The organism is Saccharopolyspora aridisoli (assembly GCF_004348445.1).
GTDB lineage: Bacteria > Actinomycetota > Actinomycetes > Mycobacteriales > Pseudonocardiaceae > Saccharopolyspora > Saccharopolyspora aridisoli.
On sequence record NZ_SMKV01000014.1, the window covers coordinates 52914 to 77777 of the forward strand.

Genomic DNA, 24864 nt, shown 5'->3' on the forward strand with positions numbered 1-24864 from the left:
TCCTCCTGATTGACCGTGCTCGGCTCAGGCGCAGAGCCATCGTTTCAGTCTGAAGCTATAACGCAGTCCACCCACCAGCCTCCCAGGCCGGACGGCGCGCCGATAGCCCGATCGGCTCAGCGGGGAGGACCACCCGCCCACAAGAACGATCCGGGTCTGGCGGCGGTTCCGCGGAACGCCGCCAGACCCGGTCTTCGCCGGAGCGGATCAGCCGCCTGCCGCCGCCAGCACCGCACGTCCGGTCAGGACCTCGGCGAGGTGCTCCCGGTAGTCAACATCAGCGCTGGAATCACTTGTCGCGCTGGTGCCTTCGGTCGCGTGCCGGGCGGCCGCGCGGACCGCATCGGCCGTGGCCTGCTGGCCGACCAGCGCCTGCTCCACACCCATCGCGCGGACGGGGGTGGCGCCCATGTTGGTCAGCGCGATGCGGGCTTCGGCGATGGCGCCGCCGGAAACCCGCACCGCTGCGGCGACTCCGACGATCGACCACGCCTGGGCCACGCGGTTAAACTTCTCGTAGTGCGCGTTCCAGCCGGTCCACTTCGGCATCCGCACCTCGACCAGCAGGTCGGTGGGTTCCAGCGCGGTGGTGAAGTAGTCGACGAAGAAGTCCGACGCCGGGACGGTGCGCCGACCCGAGGGACCGGCGATGACCATCTCCGCGTCCAGCGCGAGCGCCGGGGCCGGCAGGTCACCGGCCGGATCGGCGTGCGCCAGCGAACCGCCGAAGGTGCCCCGGTGGCGCACCTGCGGATCGGCGACGGTGCGGGTGGCCAGCATGATCAGCTCGGCGTGCTGCCGGATCAGCGGATCCCGCTGCACCTCGTAGTGGGTGGTCATGGCGCCGACGACGAGCTTGTCGCCGTCCTCGCGGACGCCCCGCATCTCGGGGATGCGACCGACGTCGACGATCGTGCTCGGATCTGCCATCCGCATCCGCAGCACGGGCAGCAGGCTCTGCCCGCCGCCGAGCACCTTGGCGTCCTCACCTGCCGCCGCCAGCGCGGCAACGGCCTCGTCCACGGTCGAGGGCGCGACGTATTCGAACTGGGCCGGGATCACCGGGCACCTCCATGGGGATTCATCGAGCCGAGTCCACCGCCGGCCTCCGGCGCCGTCTCCCGGGACGCGCGAGCGCCGGTCACCGCCCGCCACACCCGCTGCGGTGAGCAGGGCATCTCGACGTCGTTCACGCCCATCGGCCGCAGCGCGTCGACGATCGCGTTCACCACCGCGGGCGTGGAGGCGATCGTTCCCGCCTCCCCCACGCCCTTGACACCCAGGGCGTTCGAGGTCGCGCGGGTTTCGGTGCGGTCGGTGGTGAACTCCGGCAGGTCGGCTGCCGAGGGCACCAGGTAGTCGGCCAGCGTGCCCGTGGTGAGCGTGCCGCCCTCGTCGTAGACGGCCTCCTCGTAGAGCGCCTGCGCGATGCCCTGGGCGAGGCCGCCGTGCACCTGGCCTTCCACGATCAGCGGGTTGATCACCGAACCGATGTCGTCCACGCACACGTACTTGCGGATCTCCACGTGCCCGGTCTCGGTGTCCACCTCGGTCGCGCAGAGGTGGGTGCCGTGCGGGAACGAGAAGTTCTCCGGGTCGAACGTCGCATCGGAGTCCAGGTTCGGCTCCACCCCGTCGGGCAGGTCGTGCGCGGCGAACACCGCGAGCGCGACCTCGGCCATCGCCACACCCCGGTCGGTGCCGCGCACGCCGAACCGGCCGGAGGAGAACTCCAGGTCGTCCTCGGCGCATTCGAGCATGTGCGCGGCGATCGGCCGGGCCTTGTCGATGACCTTGTCGGCGGCGGCGACCACGGCCATGCCGCCCACGGTCAGGGAGCGGGAACCGTAGGTGTCCATGCCCCTCGGCGAGACCTGGGTGTCACCGTGCAGCACCTCGACGTCCTCGAAGGGAATGCCGAGCCGATCCGCCACGATCTGGCTCCACGCCGTCTCGTGCCCCTGGCCGTGCGGGGAGGACCCGGTGACGACCTCGACCTTGCCGGTGGGGAGCATCCGGATCGCCGCGTGCTCCCAACCTCCCGCGCCGTAGGACAGCGACCCCAGCACCCGCGAGGGCGCCAGCCCGCACATCTCGGTGAAGGTGGAGATGCCGATGCCCAGCTGGACCGGGTCGTTCTCGCGACGGCGCCGCTCCTGCTCCTCGCGCAGCGCGGTGTAGCCGAACAGCTCCATCGCCTTGTCGCTGGCGGCCTCGTAGTTGCCCGAATCGTAGGTCAGACCCGCGACCGTGTCGTACGGGAACTCCTCGTGGGCGATCCAGTTCTTGCGCCGCACCTCCATGGGCTCCATGCCCAACTCGGCGGCGAGTTCGTCCATCATCCGCTCGATGCCGAAGGTGGCCTCCGGACGCCCGGCGCCGCGGTAGGCGTCGGTCGGCGTCTTGTTGGTGAACACGTTGGTGCAGCTGAAGTGGTACGCCGGGATCTTGTAGATCGAGTTGAACATCAGCGCGCCCAGGATCGGCACGCCCGGGGTCACCAGCCGCAGGTAGGCGCCCATGTCGGCGAGCAGTTCGACCTTGAGCCCGGTGATCCGGCCGTCGCGGGTGGCCGCGATCGACAGCTTCTGGATCTGGTCCCGGCCGTGGTGCGCCGAAACCATGGTCTCCGAACGGGTTTCGGTCCACTTCACCGGACGGCCGAGCCGCTGCGCCATCAGGAACGAGAGGACCTCCTCCGGCGTGACCTGGAGCTTCCCTCCGAAACCACCACCGACGTCGGGGGCGATGACCCGGATCTTGCTCTCGGCGACGCCCAGCGTCATGGCCAGCATGACCCGCAGGATGTGCGGGACCTGGGTGGCCGACCAGACGGTGATCTGCTCACCGGTCGGGTCGACGACGACCGAGCGCGGCTCCATGAACGCCGGGATCAGCCGCTGCTGCCGGAAGGTCCGCTCGACGACCACCTCCGCGGCGGACAGGGCCTGCTCGACGTCTCCGCCGGTGCCGGCCTCGGCCGAGTCGAAGGTCCACACGGCGTTGGTGTTGGTGCCCAGGTCCTGGTGGACCAGCGGTGATCCCGGTTCGATCGCCGAGGGCATGTCCAGCACGACCGGCATGTCCTCGTAGTCGACGTCGATGGCGTCCATCGCGTCGCGCGCCTCGGCGGCCGAGCGGGCGGCGACCATCGCCACCGCTTCACCCGCGAAGTGCACCTCGTCGACGGCCATCGCCGGAGCCGCCGGGGCCTTCATGTCCTCGGTGATCGGCCACGCGCAGGGCAGGCTGCCCTGGACATCTGCGATGTCGCGGCCGGTGACGACCGCGACCACGCCGGGAGACTCCTTGGCGGCCTCGGTGTCGATCGCGGTGATCTTGGCGTGCGCCATCGGTGAGCGCAGGATCGCCAGGTGCAGCGTTCCGCTGGGCGCGAGGTTGTCGGTCCAGCGCGTGCGACCGGTGATCAGCCTCGCGTCTTCTTTGCGCTTGCGGGAACGCCCGAGTTCCGGCTCTGCCACGGCGGTCATGACTGGCGACCTCCCGTGGCCTCGGCGCCGGTCCGCTCGTCGGCGGGCTTGCGCTGCATGGGCGTGTCTTCGGTGTGCTCGGCCGCGGGCCCCGCGCCGGGTTCCATGCGTTGGGCGGCGTCGCGCACCGCACGGACGATGTTCTGGTAGCCCGTGCAGCGGCAGAGGTTGCCCTCCATGCCCTCGCGGACCGCCTGCTCGTCGGGTTTCGGGTCCTCGGCCAGCAGGTCCAACGCCTGCATGATCATGCCGGGGGTGCAGTACCCGCACTGCAGCGCGTGGTTGTCGTGGAAGGCCTCCTGCAACGGGTGCAGCTTGCCGTCCTGTGCCAGTCCTTCGATGGTGGTCACGTCGTGGCCGTCGGCCTGGACCGCCAGGACCGAACACGCCTTCACGCTGTGCCCGTCCATGTGGACGGTGCAGGCACCGCAGTTGCTGGTGTCGCAGCCGACTACGGTGCCCACCTTGCCGAGCTGCTCGCGCAGGTACTGCACGAGCAGCGTTCTAGGTTCCACTTCATCGGTGTACTTGGTGCCGTCTACGTTGACGGTGATGCGGGACATGGAACGGCCTCCTCGCCGGGAGCGCGAACGTTCGGGGACACGACTATCCGCCGAGTGACGGATGTCACTCCGCTAGAGGGTCCTACTCCGTCCCGACGAGAGCAAGCGGGCTCAGTCGTGGTGGATCGGGCCCTCCACGTCCGAGAGCCTCACACCACGGCCGCCCCACCGCAGCGCGATCAGCTCCGCGGCGATGGAAACGGCGGTCTCCTCCGGGGTCCTGGCACCCAGGTCGAGACCGATCGGCGAGGACACGCGGGAGAGCTCCTCCTCGGTGACGCCCTCCTCGCGCAGCCGCGTCAAGCGGTTCTCGTGCGTGCGGCGCGAACCCATCGCGCCGATGTACCCGACGTTCATGCGCAGAGCTTCCTTGAGCACCGGCACGTCGAACTTCGGGTCGTGGGTGAGCACCATGACCGCCGTGCGCTCGTCGAGGCGCCCCTCCTCCGCCTCCTGGGCGAGGTAGCGGTGCGGCCAGTCCACGACGACGTCGTCGACCCCCGGGAACCGGCTGTTGGTGGCGAACACCGGACGCGCATCGCACACCGTCACCCGGTAGCCGAGAAAAGCACCCATCCGGGCCATGGCGGCCGCGAAGTCGATCGCGCCGAAGACGAGCATGCGCGGCGGCGGCTCGAAGGCGTTGACGAACACCCGCATTCCCTCGCCGCGGCGCTGCCCCTCGGGGCCGTACTCGATGACGCCGCTGCGACCGCTGGCGAGCATGCCGCGCACGTCGTCGATCACCGCGTCGTCCACCCGCGACGCGCCGAGCGTGCCGCGCACCCGCTCGCGCCAGATCAGCAGGTGGGTGCCGACCTTGGCCTGTTCGGGGTGCTCGATGACGGTCGCGACCGCCACCGGCTCCTCCGCGCGCACCGAGGCGGCGACCTCGTCGAGGTCCGGGAAGGTCTCGCGGTCGATCCGCTCGACGAAGATGTCGAGGATTCCGCCGCAGGTCAAACCCACCGCGAAGGCGTCGTCGTCGCTGACGCCGTAGCGGCGCAGCACCGGCTCCGAGCCCTGCAGGACCGTGGAGCCCTCCTCGTAGACCGCGCCTTCGACGCAGCCACCGGAGACGCTGCCCACGGCCTCGCCTCCCTGCGTGACCAGCATCGACGCACCGGGCGGGCGAGGGGCGGAGCGGAACGTGGCCACAACGGTGCCCAGCCCGACGGACTCGCCGGCCTCCCAGCGCTTGGTCAAGTCATCCAACACGTCACGCACGGTGCACCTACCTCCACGGGCCGTCCTGGCCCTTCCAAGCATCCACCCGGGTCGGTGTCAGGCGAAACCGACCGGCACGCCGGGGAGCTGCTCCCCGGACTGGGAAAGTCTGCGAACCCATGACCAGATGTCTTCGAGCGACCTCAGACTGTGACCGGCCACCATCCGGTCAACGTGCGGGAGGGCCGCCACAATTCCGGATTGCACGGGTTGATATCCGTCGTGGCCCGCGTGCGGGTTCGCCCAGATGACACCGCGAGCCAACCTGCGCAGCCGGCGCATCTGCTCGGCCAGGTCAGTGGCGTCGCCGCGCTCCCATCCGTCGGAGAACAGCACCACGACGGAACCGCGCGCCATGCCGCGCTGCCCCCACCTGTCCAAGAACACCCGGAGAGTGTCGCCCAGTCGTGTGCCGCCGGAGAAGTCGGGGACCGCGCGAGAAGCCGCCTGCAGCGCGGATTCCGGATCGCGCTGGCGCAACTGCCTGCTCACGCGGGTCATCCTGGTGCCGAGCGTGAAGACCTCGGTGCTCGCCGGAGCCCGGCGGACCACGACGTGCGCGAAGCGCAGCAGCGCGTCGGAGTACGGGCTCATCGAACCGGAGATGTCGATGAGCAGCACGACGCGACGAGCACGCCGCGAGCGGTGCTGCCGGGGCAGGCGCACCGGCTCGCCCCCGGACCGCAGCATCGCGCGCAGCGTGGCGCGGGGGCTCAGCCCTCCGCGCTTGCCGGGTTCGCGCCGCAAGGCTGGGCGCGTCGGAGGTTCGGGGCGCAGCACCGCCAGCATCCGCCGCAGGTGGTCGCGCTCTGCCGCGCTGAGTTCGGTGACATCGCGGTTCCGCAACACCTCCGCGTCGCTGGCGGCCGCCGCGAGCGGGTCCTCGGACTCCCCCTCGCCCCCGCCGTCGGACGTCTCGGCGGTCAGCGCCGCGATCTTCGCCGGGCGCGGCACCGGCTTCCCGGGCTGCTCCACCCCCATCGGCTCCGCGCTGAACCAGGTCTCGAAAGCCGCGTCGTAGCGGGCGACGTCGTCGGGATCGGAGCACAGGGTCAGGCGTCCGGCCCAGTACACGCCCTCACGCTCGTCCACCCCCACTTGGTCCACGGCGGCCAGGAAGCTCTGCACCCGGTTCGGCCCCACGGCCATCCCCGAGTGCCGCAGGGCCCGGGCGAACCCCACCAACCCCGTCACGGTCTCCACCATCACCACACCTCCCCTCCCACCTGGTCCTCGCGAATACCGTCGTGATCCGGTGCCTGCTCACCGGGGTGGAACGGGTCAGGGGGTGAGGACGCCTGCTGAGCGGACTCGCTCCGCGTCCTCCCGGTACTTGAGAACCGCGCCGAGGGTGGTGGCGGCGGTTTCGGTGTCGAGGGAACCTGCGCCCAGGGCCTGGAGGGCCTGGGTCCAGTCGAGGGCTTCGGCGACTCCCGGGGGCTTGAGGAGTTCCATCTGGCGCATCCGCTGGAGGGCCGCGGCGACCTGCTCCGCCAGGCGACCGTCGACGCCCGGCAGGCGCCGGCGGAGGATGGCGACCTCTCGGTCCAGGTCCGGGTGCTCCAGCCAGTGGTAGAGGCAGCGGCGCTTGAGCGCGTCGTGGACCTCGCGGGTGCGGTTGGAGGTGAGGATGACGACCGGCGGTTCCTCGGCGCGGACCTCGCCGTACTCCGGGATGCTGACCGCGTACTCCGAGAGCACCTCCAGCAGGAACGCCTCGAACTCGTCGTCGGCGCGGTCGACCTCGTCGACCAGCAGCACGCACGGCGTCTCCTGCAGAGCGCGCAGCAGCGGCCTGGCCAGCAGGAATCGCGGGGTGTAGAGGGAGGACTCGGCGGCGTCGGCATCGAGCTCACCGCCGGAGGCCGCTTCCAGGGTGCGCAGGTGCAGCAGCTGCCGCGGGAAGTCCCAGTCGTAGAGCGCCTGGGCCGCGTCGATGCCCTCGTGGCACTGCAGGCGGATCAGGTTCACGCCTAGGGCCGCTGCCAGCGCCTGCGCGAGCGCCGTCTTGCCGGTGCCCGGTTCGCCTTCTGTCAGCAGCGGGCGACGCATCCGCATCGCCAGGAAGGCCGCGGTCGCGATCCCGTCGTCCGGCAGGTAACCGGTCTCGTCCAGCGCCGCCGCGACCTCGGCCGGTGATTTCATCTCGAGAGCGTCAGCCACCCCCCGAGCCTATTCGACCGGACGCATCCACCCCATAGGATGCGCGTCGGTCGAACTAGAGGTGGGGCATGAGCAGGTTCAAGGGGTTCCCGGCGCACGTGGAGAAGCACGTCGGACGCGTTCGGGGAGCCGACAGCAGGAGCGCCGGTGGGCGGGAGCGGGCCTACAACCTCGTGTACTGCGACCACGCCGACGGCACCCACGTGACCGTGCTGACCAGCGGGCTCCGCGAGCACACCGCGGGGGCGCCGCTTCCGCAGGAGCTGCTGTGCACGCTGCGTCAGGACCAGGAGGTCTACGCCAAGCACCTGGTGGGCGTGGTCGCCGAGCTGCTCACCGAGTCGCAGGCGCGCGTCGGCTACGGCGCCCTGATCATGAACGACCGCATCCTGCTGCCGGACACCGCGATCGCAGGCGCGATGGCCGCACCGCACCCGTACCTGGACGACGAGTTCGACGTCCTGCTCGACGAGGGCGTCCCGGTCCTGCAGCTGATCACGCTCGTCCCGATCACCCGCGCGGAGTCGCAGCTGGTTGCGCGCTTCGGCCGCGACGCGCTCTACGACCGGTGGGAGGCCCAGGGGACCGACCTGGCCGACATCTACCGGGATGACGCGGGCAGCGGCCAGTTCTAGTCCGAACCGACCGGGTTGATCATGGACGGTTCATGGACCGGACCGATCACTGCCCTGATCACCGCAGGCCGGGAGCTTCGGCCAGGAACCTGTCGAGGACTCCGTCGGCGACCAGGACCTGGCCCGCCGGGCGGACCTCCGCGGTCGTCGAGCGGATGCGCTCGGCCGCGTCCACCGCCCAGCGCGCCTCGTCGAAGCGCGCGTTGGCCATCGCCTCATCACCGGAAGCCCGGGCTCGCAGGCCGTCGGCCGTCGCGAGCAGGGCCTGACCCCACTGGTCGGTCGCGGTCAGCCAGTGATCGGTGTCGGTGACGAAGTCCCTCGGTGCCCCGGCGCGGATGCGCTCCGGGGCGTTGGCGACGAGCTCCGCGTAGGCCCGCAGGTCCCGCACCGCCGCGCGGCGGTCGCCACCCGCCCACGCCGCGCGGAACGCGTCGAGACGCCGGGAGAGCTCCGGAGCGGGCGGCAGCCAGGCCGAACCGCCGGCCACCGGGGCCATGTGCTCCAGGTCGAAGAACGCCAGCAGCGCCTCCCGCGTCGCCGGGTCAGCCTGCACACCGGGCGAATCACCGGCGAACCGCTTGCCCGCCAGGTACTCGGCGGCGGCCCGCCAGGCCCGCTGCGGGTCGAAGTCCTCGTCGTTCCAGGCGAAATCGGCCGCACCGATCTCCACGACCTTGCTCGCCGCCGCCTGGTTCATCGGGTTGACCACGTCTCCGGCCAGCTGATCGCTGAGCCCGCGCTCGCGCTTGTCGTAGGAGCCGAGCATGATTCGGCCGCGCGAGCCGTCGAAGTCGTTGACCGGGTAGTTGTCCCACAGGAAAACCTTGCGGCCCCAAACGGTTTCGGCCTGCTGGGCGTCGGAAGCGGTGATCTGGCGCGGGATCACGCCGTCACCGGTCCACATCACGAGCACCCTCGGGTCAAGCGCTTCGCGGATCGCCTTCTTGTACTCCGAGTCCTCGACATCGGAGTACTCGGTGGGCACGAACTGCAGCGGCGCCACCCCGGGGTGGGTGTCGACGAACTCGCGCTGCACCTTGTTGAGCAGGTCGGCCTGCGCCCGCCCGGCCGAGCCCTCCGAGGGACGGCCGTAGGCGCGCTCGTCACCGGCGCAGTTCCAGCGCGTGTAGGAGATGTCGTCCAGCGGCAGCGAGAAGTCGCGGATGCCCTCGTCGTACATGGCCTGCAACTTCGCCTGCAGCGCGTGGAGATCCCGCGGATCGCTGTAGCAGATGGAGTTCCCCGGCGAGAGCGCGAAGGTGAACTTCACGTGGTGCGCACCGGCCTGCCGGATCAGCTCCCGAACCTCCCCGAGCTCCCGCGCCGGGTAGGGCTCACGCCACTTCTCGCGGTGGTACGGGTCGTCCTTGGGCGCGTAGATGTAGGTGTTGAGCTTGACGTCGCCGTAGAACGCCAGCTGGTCCATCCGCTCCTGGTGCGTCCACGGCGGGCCGTAGAAGCCCTCGATCGCGCCGCGCAGCGGCATGGCCGGCCGGTCCAGCACGGTCACGCCCGCGATGCGGCCGGGCGAGACGAGCTGCCGCAGCGTCTGCACCCCGTAGTAGGCCCCGGCCGGGTCGGAGGCGCCGATGAACACCTCGAACTCGGTGTCCGGGCGCACCGCGAGCGCGTACGCCTCCTCCTCCATCGGGACCGGGGCGTTCATGCGCGTCTCCTGCAAACCCTTGACCACGGTCGGCGAGGTGCGCTCGCCGATCCGCACCCGCAGTGAGGCATCCGCTGCGGGAGCGCCCGGTTCGCGGATCGCGACCTCGTCGGCCCCGGCGAGTTCGAGCACCTGCTTGGCGAGGTCCTTGGTCTGCCGGTCGACCAGCGGGTCCACCACGACCTCGACCTTCCCGCGGACCGCGACGTCGTCGCCGAGCCTGTCGAGCAGCTCCGGCTGCGGCACCAACGACGGCACTCCCTCACCTGGCAGCGCGTCGGAGCTCTGCGGGGCAGGCCGCTCCGGTGGGGGCGCGGAGTTCGTGCAGCCGGCCAAGGCCATCACCCCGGCCACGCACACCGCGAACGACCTGGAAAAACCGCGCATCGAGCTCCCCATCCAATCCTCGGGCGACGCCCCCAGTTCAACACACGGGAAGATGACCCGACCGGGTCGCCTTGCCCCGTCTGACGCAAGCAGAAGGGCCGCCCCCGCGGGGACGGCCCTTCTCAGCTTGGGGCTGGACTCAGAAGCCCATGCCGCCCATGCCACCGGTCGGGTCGGCGGCGGCAGCCGCGTCCCCGCCCTTCTCCGGCTTGTCCGCGACCACGGCTTCAGTGGTCAGGAACAGCGCGGCGATCGACGCGGCGTTCTGCAGCGCCGAGCGGGTGACCTTGGCCGGGTCGATGACGCCGGCCTGCACCAGGTCCTCGTACTCGCCGGTCGCGGCGTTGAGGCCGTGACCGGAGGTGAGGTTCTTGACCTTCTCCGCGACGACGCCACCCTCGAGACCGGCGTTGACCGCGATCTGCTTGAGCGGAGCCTCGACGGCCAGCTTCACGCTGTTGGCACCGGTCGCCTCGTCGCCCTCGAGCTTGAGGCCGTCGAAAGCGGTCTGCGCGGCCTGGAGCAGAGCCACGCCACCACCGGCGACGATGCCCTCCTCGACCGCGGCCTTGGCGTTGCGGACCGCGTCCTCGATGCGGTGCTTGCGCTCCTTGAGCTCGACCTCGGTCGCCGCACCGGCCTTGATGACCGCAACACCGCCGGCCAGCTTGGCCAGGCGCTCCTGCAGCTTCTCGCGGTCGTAGTCGGAGTCCGAGCGCTCGATCTCGGCGCGGATCTCGTTGACCCGGCCGGCGATCTGCTCGTCGTCGCCAGCACCCTCGACGATGGTGGTCTCGTCCTTGGTCACCACGACCTTGCGAGCCTGGCCCAGCAGGCTCAGGTCAGCGGTGTCCAGCTTGAGGCCGACCTCTTCGCTGATGACCTGACCACCGGTGAGGATGGCCATGTCCTGCAGCATCGCCTTGCGGCGGTCGCCGAAGCCCGGGGCCTTGACGGCGACGGACTTGAAGGTGCCGCGGATCTTGTTGACCACCAGGGTCGACAGGGCTTCGCCCTCGACGTCCTCGGCGATGATCAGCAGCGGCTTGTTGGCCTGCATGACCTTCTCCAGCAGCGGGAGGAGGTCCTTGACGTTGGAGATCTTGCTGCTCAGCAGGAGGATGTACGGGTCGTCGAGGACGGCCTCCATGCGCTCCGTGTCAGTCACGAAGTACATCGAGATGAGGCCCTTGTCGAAGCGCATGCCCTCGGTGAGCTCGAGTTCGAGCCCGAAGGTGTTGCTCTCCTCGACGGTGATGACGCCTTCCTTGCCGACCTTGTCCATCGCCTCGGCGATGAGCTCGCCGATCTGGCGGTCGCCAGCGGAGATCGCAGCGGTGGCGGCGATCTGGTCCTTGGTCTCGATTTCCTTGGCGTTCTTGAGCAGCTGCTCGGCGATCGCCTCGGTGGCCTTCTCGATGCCCTTCTTCAGAGCGATCGGGGAGGCGCCGGCCGCGACGTTGCGCAGACCCTCGCGAACCAGGGCCTGGGCGAGCACGGTGGCGGTGGTGGTGCCGTCACCCGCGACGTCGTCGGTCTTCTTCGCGACCTCCTTGACCAGCTCGGCCCCGATCTTCTCCCACGGGTCCTCGAGCTCGATCTCCTTGGCGATCGAGACGCCGTCGTTGGTGATGGTCGGCGCGCCCCACTTCTTCTCGAGCACGACATTCCGGCCCTTGGGGCCGAGCGTCACCTTGACGGCGTCGGCGAGGGTGTTCATGCCGCGCTCAAGACCGCGGCGGGCGTCCTCGTCGAACGCGATCATCTTGGCCATTGCGGTGTGGTCCTCCACCTGTCTGGACGCCGACGGTGCACACTGGGGCGTGCACGACGGCAGGACTCTGCTCGGCCAGGCTCGGTGCCCGCGACGGACGATCGCGCGACGACGCCGTCATGTGGCGCCGCCGGAACGACCTCACCGTCCCGACCTGGCACTCAACCTTGATGAGTGCCAGTACCGTGTTTAGCACTCACCGATGGCGAGTGCAAGCGTCGTGCCTCGGTCTCACCCGTCGGCGGTCGGCACCGACGTGGGCAACTCGGCGGTCGAAGGCGTGCTCCCGGAGCCCGAACCGCTCCCGGACGTGGCCATCGCCACGAACAGCAGCACGATCACCAGCAGCGCGACGCCCACCAGCACCGGCACGATCCACTTCGCCGCACCGCCCGACGACGTCCTGGTGAACGACGAGGACCCGGCGGGCATCGGCGGCCGCAGCCGCACCGGCTGCTGCTGGTAGCCGGGGTAGGACTGCTGCGGGTACGGCCCGGCCTGCTGGGGCATCTGCTGCGGGAACGGCTGGGAAGCGGGGTTCGCGGGCGGCGGTGGGACCGGCTGCTGCGCGACGCGCGGCGGCGCCGGTGCCTCCCCGGCGGCCGGGCCGAGCGCGCCGCGGGCAGCGGCGATCAGGTCCTGGCAGCTCGCGTAGCGCTGGTCGCCGCGCTTGGACATGCCCCGGCGCAGGACCTCGTCGATCGGCGGCGGCAGAAGCACCAGCGATCCGGGCGTCGGCGGCTCGGCGCCCAGATGCCCCTGGATGACCTCTTGGACCGAGCCCGGGAACGGCGGACGCCCGGTCAGGCAGGCGAAGAGCATGCAGGCCAACGCGTACTGGTCGGTGCGGCCGTCGACCGGCTCGCCGCGCAGGTGCTCGGGAGCCGCGTAGGTCGGCGAACCCAGGAAGTCCCCGGAGGACGTGCGGTGGCCGGTCGCGCCGCGCCGGGTCAGCCCGAAGTCGGCGAGGTAGACGTGCTCGTGCGACGACTCGCGCGAGGTGACCAGCACGTTGGCCGGTTTGAGGTCGAGGTGCACCAGGCCGCGCTCGTGCAGCATGTCCAGCGCTTCGGCGATCTGCCCGAGGAGCTCCAAGCTGCGCTTCGGCGAGATCGGCCCATCGGAGATCAGCCCGGCGAGGTCGGTGCCCTCGACCAGCCGCATCGCGATGAACAGCATGCCGTCGACCTCGCCGAAGTCGTACAGCGGCACGATGTTCGCGTGGTCGATCGCCGAGGTGTTGCGGGCTTCGTCGACGAAGCGCTCGCGGAACTCCGCGTCGCCGGTGATGTGCTCCCCCATCACCTTCAGAGCGACCTTGCGGCCGAGCCGGACGTCGGTGGCGCGGTACATCACGCTCATCCCACCGCGACCGAGCACGCCGTCGATCTTGTAGTGGCCGAGCCTGCGACCGGTCAAATCTTCCGACACGTCACGAAGCCTAACCGGCTGAGATCACGTGCGGGTGCAGGTTTCGCGGGATGGCGCGCTGCGGCCCGGTTCCCACCAGGAGAACCGGGCCGCACGACGACCTGGTGCGAAGTTCTCTTCAGACCTTGCGAACGCCGTCGGCTTGAGTTCGGCCATCACGGCCGGCTTTCACCTCGAATTCGACCCGATCCCCTTCAGAAAGGGTGCGGAAACCAGACATGTCGATTGCGGAGTAATGGACGAACACATCGGATCCACCGTCCGTCGCGATGAATCCGTAGCCCTTCTCCGAGTTGAACCACTTGACCGTGCCGACCGCCACGGCGTCCTCCTCAAGAAATGTGATGCACGACGCTAGCGCCGCTGGAGCATCGGCCACACTACTCCGGAAAATCGGGCTCGTCGCGGGTCCAGCAATACGACTTTTCCGTTAAGCGCTGGGCCGAACGAGTGGCTTCTCCGGACACGTTCCGTCATCAACGGGAGCTAATTCCCCCGACTGTCGCAATCGCTTTCAAACCCGGACGAAAAAACGGCAACGAATGCTCCCGACGGGAAACCGATCACGATGACGATCGGAGCGAATGGGTCAGACCAATCGCGGTCCGGCGCGATGAGCGATCATTTCCAACGCGCTGATCAGGAACGCGGACCGAGGCCATTCGCCCGCAGCCAACCGACCAGGCCGCGCGGGTTGCGGGTCTGCGTCAGCACCTGTCCCGGCCCGGCGAAGTCGAAGACCAGGCCTTCGCCGCTCTTGAGCGACTGCGCCACGCCCTGGTTCATCTGCCGCAGCTGGCTCTGCACCGTGTCGGCGTAGGCGACGACGTGACCGGTGTCGATCGTGATGCACTCGCCGGGCTGCAGGGTGACCACGTCCAGCGCGCCGTAGCAGGCCACCACCGCCGAGCCGTGCCCGCTGACCCGGGTGAGGAAGCCGCCCTCGCCGCCGAAGAGGTTCTGGAAACCGCCCCACTGGGTTTCGACCTGCACCGTGCTCGCCGAGGCCACCCAGCAACCCCTCGTCACGCACCAGCCGACCCGGCCGTCGAGCTCCAGCACGTTGAGATCACCGGGCAGCGTCGGCGCCACGTCGACCCAGCCCCCCTGCTGCGGCGCCGTGTAGGTGGAGACGTAGAACGATTCGCCGCCCAGCGCGGATCGGGCAAGCGACTTGAAGAAACCGCCCTGCGCGCGCGATTCGACGGTCACGCCGTAGCTGGTGGCCAGCATCGAACCGGACTCCACCCGCACCGGTTCCCCCGGTGCCAGCATCAACCGGGCGACCCCGTACGACGGCGTGTGACGAGTACGGACCTGCACAGCACAACCCCCTTCAGGGCCCCACCGGTCGGCGTGGGCACGGCGATTCTATGTAGCTGGCTCCGAGCCTGGGGGAAGTCCGCGCCACCACCCGGAGAACCGGTGCTCGGGTTGCGGCGCACGGAGAACGGGGCATTGTGCCATCGCGCCGAGGAGCGACCAATCCCACGCCGATGGCGACACGACGGGCACCCATGACAGATGATGCGTGCGTGTCGTCCAACAACCCCGCCCACGAGCTGACGTCGGTCGCCGATCACCGGGCGAAGGTCGCTTCGCTGCTGACCCGCACGCCGGTCGAGACCCGTCCGCTGCAGAACTGCCTCGGCCTGGCCCTGGCCGAGGACCTGGTCGCCCCGATCCCGCTGCCGCCGTTCAGCAACTCCGCGATGGACGGCTACGCGGTCCGCTCGGTCGATCTGACCGAGGCGACGCAGGACGAGCCGGTGAAGCTGCCGGTCTCCGAGGACGTCCCGGCCGGCCGGGTGGACGTGCCGCCGCTGCAGCCCGGCACCGCGCACCGGATCATGACCGGCGCGCAGCTGCCCCCGGGCGCCGACGCGGTGATCCCGGTGGAGCGCACCGACGCGGGCACCGAGACGGTGGCGCTGTTCGGTTCCGTGCAGCCGGGCGCCCACGTGCGCCGCGCGGGCGAGGACGTTTCCGAGGGCACGACCGTGCTCACCGCGGGCACCCGGCTGGGCGCCGCGCAGCTGGGCGTGGCCGCCGCCGTCGGCATCGCTGAGCTGCCCGTGCACCGACCGGTGCGGGTGCTGGTGCTCTCGACCGGCTCGGAGCTGGTAGCGCCCGGGGAAGAGCTGCAGCTCGGGCAGATCTACGAGTCCAACGGGCTGATGCTCGCCGCTGCCGTGCAGGAGGCCGGTGGTGAGCCGACGATGCTGCGCTTCGTACCCGACGACGTCGACGCCTTCCACGAGGTGCTGCAGGCTCACCTGGACTCCGCCGACCTGCTGATCACCTCGGGAGGAGTCAGCGCCGGGGCGTACGAGGTGGTCAAGGACGCCCTGGCCGGCAACGGCGTGGAGTTCACCAAGGTCGCGATGCAGCCGGGCATGCCGCAGGGATGCGGCCGCTACCGGGACGCCTTCGCGGTGGTCACGCTGCCCGGCAACCCGGTGAGCTCGATGGTCTCGTTCGAGGTCTTCGTGCGTCCGGCGATGCTGGCCGCGGCCGGGCATGCCACGACCACGCGGCACCAGCGGCAGGCGGTGCTGGCCGAGTCGCTGACAGCTCCCTCGCGCAGGCAGCAATTCCGGCGCGGGGTGTTCAACCCGGTTTCCGGCGAGGTCAGCCTGCAAGGAGCCCCGGGTTCACACCTGCTGGGCAGCCTCGCGAAGGCGAACTGCCTGCTGGCGATTTCGGAGGACGTGACCGAGTTGCAAGCTGGGTCCACTGTGGACGTGGTGTTGCTGGACTAGTTCAAGTCGATATCGCTTGTCACACCATCGTTGACGGTTCGACTTCCGGTCGCGAAGACTGCGAGTCCGACCTTCCACTTCCCCTCCGGAGTTTTGCACGTGCGTGGCCCCTGGCGCGCCGCCTTGGCGCTGGCGTTGCACATCGGTTTCTTCGTCGTGTCCCTCGGCCTGGTCGCCGGCCTGCTGATGATGGCGGGCATGACCTTCCGCCGCGACACCGTCGGAGGGATGAAGGTCGCCTTCGCCGCCGTCGTCGTCGGCGCGATCTTCGCCATCGGCCTGCGGGCGGTGCTGCGCAACCGGGTCCGCCCGCGCGGCGTGCCCGTGGACCGGGTCTCCCAACCCAACCTGTGGCGCACGATCGACCAGCTCGTCGACGCCACCGACTCCCCGCTGCCCGACGAAGTCCGCATCACCTCCGAGCCGGGCGTCGCCATCCGCGAGGACACCGCGTTGCTCGGCCTGCGCACCCGCACCCGGTACCTGGAGATCGGGTTGCCGATGCTGGCGGCGCTGACCACCTCCGAACTCGGTGCGTCGCTGGCGCACGCGGTCGGCCGCCTCACCGGTCGCAGCAGGCTGACGGTGACCGCTCACCGGGTGCTGGCCAGCGTCCAGCGCACCGTCGACGGGCTCACGACCGGCCCGGTGAAGTGGCTCTTCGTCGGGTACGCGCGGTTGTTCACCGCCATCGCGGTCACCACCACCAAGGAGCTCGTGCTCGCCGGGGACGCCGCAGCGGTGCGCGTCGCGGGCAAGCGGACCGCGGTGATGGCGCTGCGCAAGTCCGTCGCGGTCGAGCTCGGCTGGCGCGAGTACGCCGACGCGTACCTGAGCATGGCCGCCAGCATCGGCCACGCACCCGACGTGCTGCTGGGCTTCCGCAACTTCATGGACCACCCGGCGCGCAAACCCGCGCTGGCCGAGCGTGCCAAGCAGACCATCGCCGACGAGCTCGGCGAGTTACCGGTGCGCGCCAGGGTCGAGCTGATGAAGCGCCTCAAGGCCGCCGACCAGGAGGCCGACGAGCGCCCGGCGTTCGCGATCCTGCGCAAGCCGCGCAACGCCGTTCCCGAGTTGGAGGACCGGCTGCTGGTGGACTCGCTCGGCCCCCGGATGCCGTGGTCGGAGGTCGTCCGGCAGGCCGGAGCGGCCCAGTCCGCCGAGAAGGCCGCGCAGCTCAGCGCGGCCGCCCACAAGTGCGGGCTGGGCGTGGACCCGACGATCCAGGGCGTCCTCGCCGCCATCCACCGCGGCCACGGCCGCGACCTCGTCAACCCCGTGCTCAACCCGGGCCTGCACCCGTCGACGATCGACCAGACGGCCGAGGACACGCTCACCGAACTGCTCGGCTGCACCGTCATCGACGCGCTGATCTGCGCCCGCCGCGCCCACCACGAACTCGACTGGGGCGGCCCGCCCGCGGTGCGACTGGTCAACGGCCGGCCGCTGGACCCCGACCGCCTGGTCCGCCCCGCCGTCGCCGACCCGCGGCTCATCCCCGGACTGCACCGGGTGCTGGTCGACCTGGGCGTCCCGCTGCACCACACCCGCGAGCCCGCCGAGGAGCCGGAGCCGTCGCTGTCCGGGATCGTCAGTCCGGTGCAGTGCTCCGGCGAGGCCTACGACCTGCTGGTCAGCGACCGCGGCCTGTTGCTGCTCCCCAGCGACGCCAGCGCCGCGAAACGGCTGCTCGCGGGCACCCTGGCCCGGCTCAGGGAAGCCGAGCAGGAACAGCTCAGCGAGCTGGCCTCGCGACCGATCAACGAGCTGCGGGAGCGCTCCGGAGCGCAGTGGGTGGACAGCCGCGACGTGGCCAGCGCCCGCCTCGACGAGGAGAAGTCCGGCTGGTCGTTGGAGCTGGACCTCTACCTCGACGAGTACGCGATGTCGACGCTCGACGAGGTGCGCGTGGCCCCGGGCAGCGACGACGGCGTGTCGGTGCTGACCCTGAGCAGCACCGCCGACGGGATCGAGCACGGAGATCCGTACCACGGGCTGACCGAGCTGATGGGAGCCCGCATGGAGCTGGACGAACCCGCCCTGTCCCTGGAATGACCGCCACCCTGACGTGGAGCCGGTAGACGTCCTGTTGACGCGGAGTTACTGAAGGCGTTCCCAACGTCCTCCGTTAGCGGCTACGGAGATGCTGTGAACTCAATTACACTAGAAACTGCGTCACGAAACGTTGATCACGTCCTTCCCCTTCGTGTCCGCAACGGCACCTCGCTTGCCGGGTGTCGCGGACCGCGATAAGAGGGCCGTGCGCCGTCGGGGGGCGCACGGACCCGAAATCAAAGAGGCCGTTCGGCACCTACGGGGAGGCGCCGAACGGCCTCTTTGTTCTTGTTCCCGCCGGTCGTGGTCATCCTGCTGGCGGTGCGGGTGGGGGAACCTAAGCCGCGCCGTGGACTCCGCGCGCCACTCCTGATGCATGCCAGCCAGTGCACGGCGTCGCGGCGCGCTCGCCACGCACGGCCAGAACCCCGGCGGTGCGAGTTGCTCGGGTGGGGCGCTGAGAGAGCGCCTTCGCCGCTCGCCTGGCGGGTGAGTTCACCCGTACGTGTGACTCACTGGGTGTGTGGGCGGTAGCATTCCGCTTCAGATACGTGCAGGTCATGCGGGTTGTTCTTGATCGACTGCGCCCCCTGGCGACGGTGTGAACGAGGCGTCCGCGATGCTGTACGTCTACGGCGCACGCAGGACTACCGCGCCGCGCTGACATGACCTCCGACGCAGGGGCGCGACTACCTCGATGAGCAGCACCCAAGAGAGCCCGCTGGCGCACCTCATCGCGCTGGCCAAGGACACCGTTCCGCCGATGCACCCGGCAGGCAGGCCGTTCGTCATCGGCGCCGCCGTCGCCACGCTGGTGCTCCGCCGCATCTGGCGCCCGCTGGGCGTGGTCGGCGCCGTGCTCACCGCCTGGTGCGCGTGGTTCTTCCGCGAGCCGGCACGCACCACCCCGACCCGCGAGGGCCTGGCCGTTGCCGCCGCCGACGGCGCCGTCGCGCACGTCGAGAGCGCCGTCCCGCCGGCCGAGCTCGGCTTCGGCGAGACGCCGATGATCCGCATCAGCACCTTCCTGACCATCTTCGACGTGCACGTCCAGCGCGTCCCGGTCAGCGGCAAGATCGACAAGGTCGTCTACCGGCCGGGCAAGTTCCTCTCCGCCGACCTGGACAAGGCCAGCGAGGACAACGAGCGCAACTCGGTGGCCATCCGATCCCAGGACGGCACCCGCGTCGCCGTCGTGCAGATCGCCGGGCTCGTCGCCCGCCGCATCGTCTGCGAGGTCGCCGAGGGCGACACCGTGACCACCGGCGCCACCTACGGCCTCATCCGGTTCGGCTCCCGCGTGGACCTCTACGTCCCCGCCGACAGCAAGGTCCTGGTCGAGCCCGGGCAGCGCACCATCGGCGGCGAGACCCCGCTCGCCGAACTGCCCAGGGGGAAGCGCGACCGATGAGCATGCGGACCACCCCCGGCGTCCGGCTGCTGCCCAATGCGATCACCGTGCTGGCGATGTGCGCGGGCCTCTCCGCGATCCAGTTCGCCCTGAACGGGCAGCTGACCTTCGCTATCGGGTCCGTCGCCGCCGCTGCGGTGCTCGACGGCCTCGACGGCCGGATCGCCCGGTTGCTCGACGCCACCTCCAAGATGGGGGCCGAGCTGGACTCGCTGGCCGACGCGATGTCCTTCGGCGTGGCCCCGGCGTTGACGCTCTACGCCTGGCACATGCAGGACAACCGGGCCGGTTGGGTGGTGTCGCTGATCTTCGCGGTCTGCATGGTGCTGCGGCTCGCCCGGTTCAACACGTTGCTCGACGACGCCGAGCAGCCGCCGTTCACCAAGGAGTTCTTCGTCGGCGTGCCCGCCCCCGCGGCCGGGCTGCTGGCGCTGCTGCCGCTCGCCCTGACCGCGCACTTCGGCTACCCGGGCTGGTGGGCCAACCAGAGCGTGGTCATGGTGTGGATGGTGCTGATCGCCGCGCTGGCCGTCAGCCGGGTGCCCACGCTGTCGCTGAAGACGGTGAAGGTTCCGCCGGAGCTCGTGGCCCCGCTGCTGGTGGGCGTCGCGCTGCTGGCCGCGCTGGTCGTGGTGTTCCCGCTGATCTCGCTGGCCGTCGCGATGGTGCTGTACCTGCTGCACGTGCCTTACGCGGTCTACCGCTACCAGTGGCTCTCGCGGCACCCGGAGGCATGGGACGCCGCTCCCCGGGAGCGCCGGGCGATCCGCCGCAGCACCCAGCGCCGCCTGGGCATCCGCCCTCCGCTGCGCCGCAGCGTGGCCGGTGCCGCGCGTCGAGTGCGACTCCCCCGGCGCCCCACCGGGCCGGGACACCCCCGGCGCAGCTGGCGCCGCCTCGAACTCCGCCGCAATCGCGACGACTACTGAGGCAACGGGCAGTTCTGGTCCGAACCGTCCAGGCGAAGAGGGACATCGATCAGGGGCGGACTGCCGGTTGCCCACCGCCGCTGACCACGTCGTCTCCGCTGTGAGCGGCTAGGGTCGGTGGGGTGGCTTCGATCAGCTTGACCGCCCGCGTCTCCACGTCCGCCCGCGACACCCGGCGCGGGGTCGTGCGGTTGCACCCCGAAGTGCTGGACGCCCTGGGCCTGCGACCGTGGAGCGCGGTGCGCCTCACCGGCGCGCGCGAAACCGTCGCCCTGGCCGCCGCCGCGGAGAGCACCTCACCGACCGGGTTCCTGCTGCTCGACGACGTCGCGCTGCTCAACCTCGGGGTGGCCGAGGGCTCGTCCGTGGCCGTCGCCCCGGCGCAGGTGGAGGTCGCCAAGCGGGTCTCGATCACCGGCTCGCGGATGGCGCGGGCGACCGTCTCGCCCGAGACGGCCCGGCTGGCGCTGACCGGCAAGGTCTTCTCCGTCGGCGACGCGGTGTCGCTTCTGCCGCAGGACCTCTCCCCGTCCTCCTCGTCCCGCGCAGGTGAGGTGCGGCGCCAGATGTCGGCCGCCATCGGCCTGACCTGGACCAACGAGTTGATCACCGTCGCCGCGACCGAGCCCGCCGGAACCGTGGCCGTCCAAACCTCCACAGTGGTCGAGTGGCTGGACGGCGCGACGTCCGAGAACCGCTCCGCCTCACCCGAGCCCACTTCGCAGCCGACGGCTCCCGAGCCCGTCGACGAGCAGCACGCACCCGTACCGGTGGCCGACCTGGTGGGCTCGCGCGACACCGCGCGCCGCCTGACCGAATGGCTCCGGCTGGCCTTCGACCAGCCCGAGCTGCTGCGCAGGCTCGGCGCCGAACCCCGGCTGGGCGCGCTGATCAGCGGCCCGCCCGGAGTCGGCAAGGCCACGCTGGTGCGCGCCGTGTGCGCCGAGATCGGCGTGGAGCTCGTCGAGGTCGCCGCCCCGACCATCGCCGCCCTGGAAGCGCGCTCCGCCGCCAACCGGCTGCGGGAGGCCGTCGACCGCGCCACCGCCGCCTCCGGTGACGCGGTCCTGCTGCTCACCGACGTCGAAGCGCTGCTGCCGGAATCCGACCCGCCGCCGCTGGCCACCGTCGCCCTGGAGACGATTCGTGACGCCATCGGCCGCGACGAGCTGACCGTGATCGTCACCAGCTCGAACCCGCAGGCGGTCGATCCGCGGCTGCGGGAACCGGGCGTGGTCGACCGCGAGCTCACCATCGGATTGCCCGACGACGCCACCCGCGCCGACCTGCTCGGCGTGCTGCTGCGCGGCGCCCCGCTCGACGAGGACATCCGGTTGGACGAGATCGCCGAGCGCACGCCGGGTTTCGTCGCCGCCGACCTGCTGGCGCTGTGCCGGGAGTCCGCGCTGGGCTCCGCGCTGCGGCACCGCGACGACCCCGCCGACCCGCGGATCAGCCGTCAGGACCTGCTGGACGCGCTGACCTCCGTGCGGCCGATCTCGATGTCCACATCGGACAACCTGCAGACCGGCGGGCTCACCCTCGACGAGGTCGGCGACATGACCGAGGTCAAGCAGGCCCTCACCGAGACGGTGCTGTGGCCGCTGCAGTACCCGGATTCGTTTACCCGCCTGGGAGTGGACCCTCCGCGCGGCGTGCTGCTCTACGGCCCTCCCGGCTGCGGCAAGACCTACCTCGTGCGAGCGCTGGCGGGCAGCGGCCGGCTCAACGTGCTCACCGTCAAGGGCGCGGAGCTGATGGACAAGTGGGTCGGCGAGTCCGAGCGCGCTGTCCGCGAGCTGTTCCTGCGCGCCCGGGGCGCTTCGCCCGCGCTGGTCTTCCTCGACGAGGTGGACGCGTTGGCCCCGCGACGGGGCCAGTCCTCGGACTCCGGCGTGTCAGACCGGGTGGTCGCCGCCCTGCTCACCGAGCTCGACGGCGTGGAACCGATGCGCGACGTCGTCGTGCTGGCCGCCACGAACCGCCCGGACCTCATCGACCCGGCCCTGCTTCGCCCCGGCCGCCTCGAACGCCTCGTCTACGTCCCGCCGCCGGACGCCGAAGCCCGACAGGCCATCCTCGCCGCGGCGGTGAAGAACACCCCGCTGTCCGATGACGTGGACCTCGCGGAGCTGGCCGGAACCCTCGACGGCTACTCGGCCGCCGACTGCACGGCCCTGGTCCGCGAAGCAGCGCTCACGGCCATGCGGGAATCCATCACCGCGGCCGAGGTCACGGCCACGCACCTCGCCACGGCTCGCGAGGCGGTCCGCCCGTCCCTGGACCCGGCCCAACTCGAAACCCTCGCCGCCTACGCGGAGAACCAACGGTCCTGACGGCTCACTTGCCGGCCAAGCGCGCAGCCGCCTTCCTCCACCCCGCCTGAGCTACGCGCACCGCGGCGCGAACCGACCACAGATCACTTCCCCGTCGAAGGGCCCTTGTAGTCGTTGGTGATGATGGCGATCAGGCCCGGCGTGGCGTCCTGTATCCCGTCGAAGCGGACGTCGGCGCGGGCACCGATGCGGACGGCGAGTTCCCTGGCCTGGCGCTCCTCGTCCGTGCCGGGGCGGAAGTAGATGGTGGTGGTCGGGATCTTGCCCTTGGCGTAGTTGCCGACCTCGGGCACGTCGTACCCGGCCTTGCGCAGGTCCTCGGCGGCGCGGTGCGCCAGCCCGGAGATCGTCGAGTTGTTGTAGACCCGCACGATGATCTGCTCGCTGCCCTTGCCGGAACCGACCGGGACGTCCTGCCCCGAACCCGGGGGCTGGGCGTTGCCCGAACCCGGCTGCGGCTTCTCGGCGACCGGCGGCTGGGCCGCCGGGGGCTGCACGGGCGGTACCACCGGGGACGGCGCGGGTTTCGGCGGCGGCTGCACCTGCGAGGTGGGCTCCTGCGGCAGCGGCTGCGCGGTGTCCGAGGACTCGCCGGACATCAGGGTCACGGTCCCGAACACGCCCGCGAGCACGCCGGCTCCGATCAGGCCCAGGCCGATCAGCTTGGCCCCGCCGGGCCCGCCGGACGGTTCCCCAACACTCATCAGTGCAACTCGATTCCCAGTCGTTGAGCGGCCCTCGCGCGCTGTCGGGCCGCCCGTGCCTTGCGCAGTCTCTTGATCAGCATAGGGTCCGCGCTGAACGCAGCGGGGGAATCCAGCAGCGTGTTGAGCAGCTGGTAGTACCGCGACGCGGACATGTCGAACAGTTCCCGGATCGCGATGTCCTTCTTGCCCGAGCGCTTCCACCACTGCGCTTCGAAGGCGAGGATCCCCCGCTCCCGATCGGTCAGATCTCGGCCCGCGGGGCCCGGTTCGGGCTCGTCCGCCGGCGGTTCGACGATCCGCTCGATGGGCTGGGTGATCGGCTCGGCGAGGAACAGCCGCCGGCGCTCCGGCGCCTGCTGACGCCCGTGCGTGCGCGCGAGTTGTTCGCACTGACGGGCGATCTCCTGCGCGGTCAGCATCTGAGCGGCGTCCATCCGGCTCCTCGCCTCGCGATTCGGTCGCGGAGAATCACACGGCTGTCATTCCCGGTGACCAATTGAACCATGCCGTGATCCGGGCAGTGAGCCGATCAGAACCCTGTTCCACGCGCAAGAGCGCACCCGGCCGGGCCACCTGGGGAACCGGATAGAGTCCGCGCATGGCTGTTCACCCCATCCGCGTCTACGGCGACCCCGTGCTGCACCACCCGACTCGCCGGGTCGAGCGCTTCGACGAGGAGCTGCGCACTCTCGTCGAGGACATGTTCGAGACGATGGAAGCCGCGAACGGGGTGGGCCTCGCAGCCAACCAAATCGGCGTCGACCTGCGGTTGTTCGTCTACGACTGCCCGGACGACGAAGGCGTGCAGCACCGCGGCCTGGTGATCAACCCCGAGCTGACGACCTCGGAGGTCCCGGAGACGATGCCCGATCCGGACGACGACTGGGAGGGCTGCCTGTCGGTCCCCGGCGAGTCGTACCCGACCGGACGGGCGAGCTGGGCGAAGGTCACCGGGTCCGATGTGGACGGCAATCCGGTGGAGGTCGAGGGGACCGGCTTCTTCGCGCGCTGCCTGCAGCACGAGACCGATCACCTCGACGGCTACGTCTACCTGGACCGGCTCACCGGCAGGCACGCCCGCGCGGCCAAGAAGATGGTCAAGCGCAACGAGTGGGGCGTCCCCGGTCTGAGCTGGGACCCGGCGGAGATGGGCGACCCGTTCGCCGAGTGAGCCGGGCGCGGCCGGACGGATGAAACTGTTGTCATCGGCCCGACACCCCCGTAGCCTCGGCCACGAACAAGTCAATCCGCGGGAGCTCGCACCAACAGCGGGCTGAGAGGGCGACTGGAGAACTCCGGGGTCGCCGACCGCACGAACCTG

At 70.5% G+C, this 24864-nt stretch carries 20 protein-coding genes; 7 read left to right on the forward strand and 13 right to left on the reverse strand.

The genetic code is table 11. The features are described from left to right. Nucleotides 1-207 precede the first annotated feature (207 nt). The 6 genes from E1161_RS13495 to E1161_RS13520 form a co-directional block, all read right to left on the reverse strand. A complete protein-coding gene (locus E1161_RS13495) occupies nucleotides 208-1062 on the reverse strand; it encodes an FAD binding domain-containing protein (RefSeq protein WP_132623239.1) in 855 nt (284 codons plus the stop codon). Beyond that, nucleotides 1059-3491 (reverse strand): xanthine dehydrogenase family protein molybdopterin-binding subunit, encoded by a 2433-nt coding sequence (locus tag E1161_RS13500; protein WP_132623241.1) that lies wholly within the window; start codon nucleotides 3489-3491, stop codon nucleotides 1059-1061. The genes E1161_RS13495 and E1161_RS13500 overlap by 4 nt, the downstream gene beginning before the upstream one ends. After that, a complete protein-coding gene (locus E1161_RS13505; protein ID WP_132623243.1) occupies nucleotides 3488-4054 on the reverse strand; it encodes a (2Fe-2S)-binding protein in 567 nt (188 codons plus the stop codon). Before E1161_RS13505 ends, E1161_RS13500 begins: the two co-directional genes overlap by 4 nt. Before the next feature lie 111 nt (nucleotides 4055-4165). Then, nucleotides 4166-5281: an XdhC family protein gene (locus tag E1161_RS13510; RefSeq protein ID WP_132623245.1), complete on the reverse strand. Its 1116-nt coding sequence runs from the start codon at nucleotides 5279-5281 to the stop codon at nucleotides 4166-4168. A 57-nt stretch (nucleotides 5282-5338) separates the two neighbouring features. Beyond that, nucleotides 5339-6487, reverse strand: a complete 1149-nt coding sequence (locus E1161_RS13515; RefSeq protein ID WP_132623247.1) for a vWA domain-containing protein — start codon at nucleotides 6485-6487, stop codon at nucleotides 5339-5341. A 75-nt stretch (nucleotides 6488-6562) separates the two neighbouring features. After that, nucleotides 6563-7426, reverse strand: a complete 864-nt coding sequence (locus tag E1161_RS13520; protein WP_132623411.1) for an AAA family ATPase — start codon at nucleotides 7424-7426, stop codon at nucleotides 6563-6565. An 86-nt stretch (nucleotides 7427-7512) separates the two neighbouring features. Here E1161_RS13520 and E1161_RS13525 point away from each other — a divergent pair, with 86 nt between their 5' ends. Then, complete coding sequence (locus E1161_RS13525) at nucleotides 7513-8079, forward strand: suppressor of fused domain protein (protein ID WP_132623249.1); 567 nt, start codon at nucleotides 7513-7515, stop codon at nucleotides 8077-8079. Nucleotides 8080-8137: 58 nt separating this feature from the next. On the opposite strand, the gene E1161_RS13530 is transcribed toward E1161_RS13525, so the two are convergent. From E1161_RS13530 to E1161_RS13555, 5 genes are all read right to left on the reverse strand, one after another. Beyond that, the gene (locus E1161_RS13530) at nucleotides 8138-10135 is read right to left on the reverse strand and encodes a beta-N-acetylhexosaminidase family protein (protein WP_165939789.1); all 1998 of its coding nucleotides are present in this window, start codon (nucleotides 10133-10135) and stop codon (nucleotides 8138-8140) included. Between the two features lie 139 nt (nucleotides 10136-10274). Continuing rightward, a complete protein-coding gene (gene groL, locus E1161_RS13535; RefSeq protein ID WP_132623251.1) occupies nucleotides 10275-11909 on the reverse strand; it encodes a chaperonin GroEL in 1635 nt (544 codons plus the stop codon). A gap of 231 nt (nucleotides 11910-12140) precedes the next feature. Continuing rightward, nucleotides 12141-13340 (reverse strand): serine/threonine-protein kinase, encoded by a 1200-nt coding sequence (locus E1161_RS13545; protein ID WP_132623255.1) that lies wholly within the window; start codon nucleotides 13338-13340, stop codon nucleotides 12141-12143. Between the two features lie 118 nt (nucleotides 13341-13458). Then, nucleotides 13459-13662: a cold-shock protein gene (locus tag E1161_RS13550; protein WP_132623257.1), complete on the reverse strand. Its 204-nt coding sequence runs from the start codon at nucleotides 13660-13662 to the stop codon at nucleotides 13459-13461. Nucleotides 13663-13979: 317 nt separating this feature from the next. Next, nucleotides 13980-14663, reverse strand: coding sequence for a TIGR00266 family protein (locus E1161_RS13555; protein WP_132623259.1), 684 nt, complete (start codon nucleotides 14661-14663; stop codon nucleotides 13980-13982). Between the two features lie 194 nt (nucleotides 14664-14857). Between E1161_RS13555 and moeA the strand changes: the two genes are divergently transcribed. From moeA to E1161_RS13580, 5 genes are all read left to right on the forward strand, one after another. Then, complete coding sequence (gene moeA, locus E1161_RS13560) at nucleotides 14858-16102, forward strand: molybdopterin molybdotransferase MoeA (protein WP_132623261.1); 1245 nt, start codon at nucleotides 14858-14860, stop codon at nucleotides 16100-16102. 99 nt (nucleotides 16103-16201) lie between these two features. Then, nucleotides 16202-18160, forward strand: coding sequence for a M48 family metallopeptidase (locus E1161_RS13565; RefSeq protein ID WP_132623263.1), 1959 nt, complete (start codon nucleotides 16202-16204; stop codon nucleotides 18158-18160). A 697-nt stretch (nucleotides 18161-18857) separates the two neighbouring features. Further along, entirely contained in the window at nucleotides 18858-19571 is a 714-nt protein-coding gene (locus E1161_RS13570; RefSeq protein ID WP_132623265.1) for a phosphatidylserine decarboxylase, read from the forward strand. After that, nucleotides 19568-20500, forward strand: coding sequence for a CDP-diacylglycerol--serine O-phosphatidyltransferase (pssA, locus tag E1161_RS13575; protein WP_132623267.1), 933 nt, complete (start codon nucleotides 19568-19570; stop codon nucleotides 20498-20500). Before E1161_RS13570 ends, pssA begins: the two co-directional genes overlap by 4 nt. A gap of 122 nt (nucleotides 20501-20622) precedes the next feature. Further along, complete coding sequence (locus tag E1161_RS13580) at nucleotides 20623-22836, forward strand: AAA family ATPase (RefSeq protein ID WP_132623269.1); 2214 nt, start codon at nucleotides 20623-20625, stop codon at nucleotides 22834-22836. 83 nt (nucleotides 22837-22919) lie between these two features. Here E1161_RS13580 and E1161_RS13585 read toward each other — a convergent pair whose 3' ends face one another. Together E1161_RS13585 and E1161_RS13590 are read right to left on the reverse strand one after the other, a co-directional pair. Continuing rightward, nucleotides 22920-23540: a LytR C-terminal domain-containing protein gene (locus tag E1161_RS13585; RefSeq protein WP_132623271.1), complete on the reverse strand. Its 621-nt coding sequence runs from the start codon at nucleotides 23538-23540 to the stop codon at nucleotides 22920-22922. Next, the gene (locus E1161_RS13590) at nucleotides 23540-23848 is read right to left on the reverse strand and encodes a DUF3263 domain-containing protein (protein WP_235875014.1); all 309 of its coding nucleotides are present in this window, start codon (nucleotides 23846-23848) and stop codon (nucleotides 23540-23542) included. Before E1161_RS13590 ends, E1161_RS13585 begins: the two co-directional genes overlap by 1 nt. A 293-nt stretch (nucleotides 23849-24141) precedes the next feature. On the opposite strand from E1161_RS13590, the gene E1161_RS13595 reads away from it, so the two are divergent. Next, complete coding sequence (locus tag E1161_RS13595) at nucleotides 24142-24714, forward strand: peptide deformylase (RefSeq protein WP_132623275.1); 573 nt, start codon at nucleotides 24142-24144, stop codon at nucleotides 24712-24714. The last annotated feature ends 150 nt before the right edge of the window (nucleotides 24715-24864 follow it).

Excerpts from the sequence above, each read along its gene's own strand:
- pssA (WP_132623267.1), top strand. The coding sequence starts at position 19,568 with ATGAGCATGCGGACCACCCCCGGCGTCCGGCTGCTGCCCAATGCGATC.
- E1161_RS13525 (WP_132623249.1), top strand. The coding sequence starts at position 7,513 with ATGAGCAGGTTCAAGGGGTTCCCGGCGCACGTGGAGAAGCACGTCGGA.
- groL (WP_132623251.1), bottom strand. The coding sequence starts at position 11,909 with ATGGCCAAGATGATCGCGTTCGACGAGGACGCCCGCCGCGGTCTTGAG.
- E1161_RS13595 (WP_132623275.1), top strand. The coding sequence starts at position 24,142 with ATGGCTGTTCACCCCATCCGCGTCTACGGCGACCCCGTGCTGCACCAC.
- E1161_RS13520 (WP_132623411.1), bottom strand. The coding sequence starts at position 7,426 with ATGAAATCACCGGCCGAGGTCGCGGCGGCGCTGGACGAGACCGGTTAC.
- E1161_RS13585 (WP_132623271.1), bottom strand. The coding sequence starts at position 23,540 with ATGAGTGTTGGGGAACCGTCCGGCGGGCCCGGCGGGGCCAAGCTGATC.
- E1161_RS13570 (WP_132623265.1), top strand. The coding sequence starts at position 18,858 with ATGAGCAGCACCCAAGAGAGCCCGCTGGCGCACCTCATCGCGCTGGCC.
- E1161_RS13505 (WP_132623243.1), bottom strand. The coding sequence starts at position 4,054 with ATGTCCCGCATCACCGTCAACGTAGACGGCACCAAGTACACCGATGAA.
- E1161_RS13515 (WP_132623247.1), bottom strand. The coding sequence starts at position 6,487 with ATGGTGGAGACCGTGACGGGGTTGGTGGGGTTCGCCCGGGCCCTGCGG.
- E1161_RS13530 (WP_165939789.1), bottom strand. The coding sequence starts at position 10,135 with ATGCGCGGTTTTTCCAGGTCGTTCGCGGTGTGCGTGGCCGGGGTGATG.
- E1161_RS13500 (WP_132623241.1), bottom strand. The coding sequence starts at position 3,491 with ATGACCGCCGTGGCAGAGCCGGAACTCGGGCGTTCCCGCAAGCGCAAA.
- moeA (WP_132623261.1), top strand. The coding sequence starts at position 14,858 with ATGACAGATGATGCGTGCGTGTCGTCCAACAACCCCGCCCACGAGCTG.